General features: G+C 66.1%; 1 protein-coding gene. It reads left to right on the plus strand.

The window, feature by feature from the left end; all coding sequences use genetic code 11:
- A partial coding sequence (locus AC0IW9_RS30605) for a hypothetical protein (RefSeq protein WP_471652075.1) occupies positions 1–283 on the plus strand: 283 nt, incomplete at both ends.

The following is a 283-nucleotide window of genomic DNA, read 5'->3' on the forward strand; positions in this document are numbered from 1 at the left end:
TCCAGCGGCTGCTCGACGATCGCATCAAGGCGACCGGCCATGAGAATTGCTATTTCCCGCTGTTCATCCCGCTCTCCTATTTCGAAAAGGAGGCGGAGCATGTCGAGGGGTTCGCCAAGGAGATGGCGGTCGTCACGCACCACCGGCTGGTGTCGGACGGGAAGGGCGGGCTGACGCCCGATCCGACCGCCAAGCTGGAGGAGCCGCTGGTCGTGCGGCCGACGTCGGAGACGGTGATCGGCACCGCCTTCTCGCGCTGGGTGCAGTCGTGGCGGGATCTGCC

This window comes from Belnapia sp. AC561, from assembly GCF_979252845.1.